Below are 3,094 nucleotides of genomic sequence, written 5' to 3'. Positions count from 1 at the left end.
AAAAATAATGTTGAATAAATAAAAACTACTGGCAACAATGGCTATAAATAATTGCTTTTACAGGCTCATCCTGAAAATTCCTGCGGTATTTTCAGCTTGTCGTGTACTTGCAAAAGTCCGTACCAACCCACGCAACTGTTCATGGCCGAGACCGTTGAGCATAATGCGAAAAAAAAGCAGTGAATGAACTGAAAACCATAAGAGAATACTACAGACCGATTCAACCAACAGTTTCGGCTAACGATAACGAAATAAGTTATCAGGAAAGTAAGCCAAATAAGGAAATCGAGAACCTTATTTATTGCTTTTGGCAACTTAAAACACAAAAACCCTTAAATAGCGATTATAATTACCGAGTGGTTTCTGACGGTTGTATTGATATATTTTTTGACCACAAGCAACCGACTGAAAATTTTGTGATGGGATTTTGCCGAAAGTTCATTCAGTTTCCAATCGGAAAAGATTTTGATTTTATTGGCATTCGGTTTTTACCCTCTGCTTTCACACATTTGTTCGGAGTTGATGCCAAGACTTTAAGCAATCAATCTCAAGAATTGAACAAAATTTTGCCCAACTTTTCAGAGTGGATTAATTCAAAAATCAAACCAGCGGATTCATTTGAAAATATCACAAAAATCCTAAATGAAAAGTTAATCGAATTTTCAAAATTGCAAAATATTAGCTACGACCATCGTTTTTTGGATTCGTTAAATCTGATTTTCAAAAGAAATGGGTTTTTGGACACCGAAAAAGACCTTAATACAGGAATAAGTCCGAGACAACTTCGCAGAATTTTCAACTTTTATATCGGTACAACTGCAAAATCTTTTAGTAATGTTGTGCGTTTTCAGTATATTTTAAATGCAAAACCTTCAAAACAAAGTCTAAAAGAAAACAAACTGTACTTTGATGTTGGATTTTTTGACCAAGCTCATTTCATCAAAAATTTCAAAACATATTATGGAGTAACACCTTCCGAAGCCTTCGGCTAAGTTTGTCCGATTTTTACAATTCCTCGGCTTATTGTCAACCTAAATTTGTATGAACAAAATTATTGACAATGAAAGCATTACTATTAACCGTGTTTGTTCTTACAGTAGGTTGGACAAATGCACAAACAACAAAAAAGATGAAACTTAACGCGGGAATCATTACAGAAAAATTACAAGAAACCAAGAAATTCTACACTGAGATTTTGGACTTTGGAGTCAGCTTTGAAAATGAATTTTATATATTGCTTCACACACCTGACCAATCGGCAGAAATCAGTTTTTTACAACCAAATCACCCAAGTCAAAAACCCATTTTCCAATCGGAATTTAATGGAAAAGGAGTGTATTTGACCATTGAAGTTGAAAACGTGGATGAAGTGTACAAGCAACTAAAAGAAAAGGGTATCCAGATGGTAATCGAAATCCGAGATGAACCTTGGGGTGACAGACATTTTGCTATCAAAGACCCAAACGGAATTGGAATTGATATTGTTACTTATACAAAACCCGAAGAGTAAAGCACTATACACAAGACCGTTAGCAACAAGCTCAAAAATCAACCCTGGAATTTGAAATTATTAATCTCATTATTAGTCATTCTTACCTTATCATCTTGCAATGACAATCGGAATGAATTAGAATCTGAATATCAGAGGTGTATTAATCACAAAACCTTTGATAGAGGAATTCTTTATCCATTAGAAACGTCCGAATCAGATATTTCGAATTCGGTAAGTGTTTTTGATTCAATTCAAACGTTCGAATACTACTTGCAAAAAGCTGGACAATTAACGGAAATAAATAAAAAGGGATATTTGAATTTAATCGCTGACATTGAACAAGCTGAATATCTAAAAAAAGAATTTCAGGATTTTAATTCAAAAAATTATTTCATTGAGAATAATTTAATGACGGCTCTGTTCTTTGAGGAATTATTTTATGACTGCGCAATGAGTTCATTTAAGAATCAGATACACTACCAATTTATTCTTGACACAAAGGATAAGGTTCAATTGAATTCCTATGCGAATAAAGAAATATTGACTGAATTAATTGATAAAGTGGAATTTGACAGCGATACGCAAAGGTTAATAGTAACATATTTAATTTATAGCAATTTAAATTGGAGATATGAAATGGGATAAAAGCCAGTTGCTAACAATGGCTATAATTCATTGCTTTTTTATAGCAAAACCCAAAATTAGTTTAACTTTAAACGGCTGGATTTCTACGGTCGAAAATTCCGCTGGAATTTTCAACGCAACGAAATCATAGCCGAGACCGTTGCCAGTAATATGAAAAAAATACTGTTGATATTGATAATTCTGACTTTTTTTGGTTGTAATAAAAAAGAGAAAAACCTGAATTCTGTAAAAACGAAAGCCAAAACTGAACTGACCGTGAAAAGTGAAACAATTTTTTGGCTTGATACAATTTCAAATGATAAATTCTTGAAAATCTATTCAAAACCCGAAAATGAGTGGCAAAATCTGACAGCTGAATTTGGAAACAAAAACAAGAAATATAAAATTAACTTAAAGACAGAAGAATACGGAATGCTCGGAATTCCTTTCACAAATCAAATTGAATGGATTACAGAAAAAAGTTTTGCATTAATAAACGGTTGCGGAACGAATTGCATGTATGTTTTGATTTTTAATACAGAATCGGAAAAACCAATCGTAATGCCAGTCGAATATTATCCCGAAATAGACTACGCGGATTACATAACAGACAATCCGAATTTATATATTGCTGTTGATCAAAACAATGATAATTCCTTAAATCTAATAATTATTGAAACTGATAGCCAAAAAATGGATAAAGTAAATTTACCAAAAGACTGGAATCGTGGAATTGGTCAAATCTATAGTATTATTGACAAAATTGAAATCAAGAATTCAAAAATTAAGATTGTTCAATACCAAGAAAATGGAATGAAAAAGGAACTGAATAAAACATTAACGCTGAAGTAAATACTACTGGCAACAATGGCTATAATTCATTGCTACTACTCACCTATTTCCAAAATTAGTTTAACTTTAAACGGCTGGATTTCTACGGTCGAAAATTCCGCTGGAATTTTCAACGCAACGAAATCA

At 32.5% G+C, this 3,094-nt stretch carries 4 protein-coding genes; all 4 read left to right on the top strand.

The window, feature by feature from the left end; genetic code table 11:
• Window positions 1-179 precede the first annotated feature (179 nt).
• The 4 genes from HRU49_RS14370 to HRU49_RS14355 all read left to right on the top strand — a co-directional run bounded on the left by HRU49_RS14370 (window position 180) and on the right by HRU49_RS14355 (window position 2,968).
• Window positions 180-992 (top strand): helix-turn-helix domain-containing protein, encoded by an 813-nt coding sequence (locus HRU49_RS14370; protein WP_296358368.1) that lies wholly within the window; start codon window positions 180-182, stop codon window positions 990-992.
• Between the two features lie 137 nt (window positions 993-1,129).
• The gene (locus HRU49_RS14365; protein ID WP_296358370.1) at window positions 1,130-1,510 is read left to right on the top strand and encodes a VOC family protein; all 381 of its coding nucleotides are present in this window, start codon (window positions 1,130-1,132) and stop codon (window positions 1,508-1,510) included.
• Between the two features lie 51 nt (window positions 1,511-1,561).
• Window positions 1,562-2,137: a hypothetical protein gene (locus HRU49_RS14360; RefSeq protein WP_296358366.1), complete on the top strand. Its 576-nt coding sequence runs from the start codon at window positions 1,562-1,564 to the stop codon at window positions 2,135-2,137.
• A 150-nt stretch (window positions 2,138-2,287) separates the two neighbouring features.
• A complete protein-coding gene (locus tag HRU49_RS14355; protein WP_296358364.1) occupies window positions 2,288-2,968 on the top strand; it encodes a hypothetical protein in 681 nt (226 codons plus the stop codon).
• The last annotated feature ends 126 nt before the right edge of the window (window positions 2,969-3,094 follow it).

This window comes from Winogradskyella sp. (genome assembly GCF_013213975.1).
GTDB lineage: Bacteria > Bacteroidota > Bacteroidia > Flavobacteriales > Flavobacteriaceae > Winogradskyella.
The sequence above is the reverse complement of the archived record's forward strand: the minus strand, read 5'-3'. Positions and strand labels throughout refer to the sequence as shown.

Coding starts and splice junctions, on each gene's coding strand:
- HRU49_RS14355 (WP_296358364.1), top strand. CDS start 2,288: ATGAAAAAAATACTGTTGATATTGATAATTCTGACTTTTTTTGGTTGT.
- HRU49_RS14365 (WP_296358370.1), top strand. CDS start 1,130: ATGAAACTTAACGCGGGAATCATTACAGAAAAATTACAAGAAACCAAG.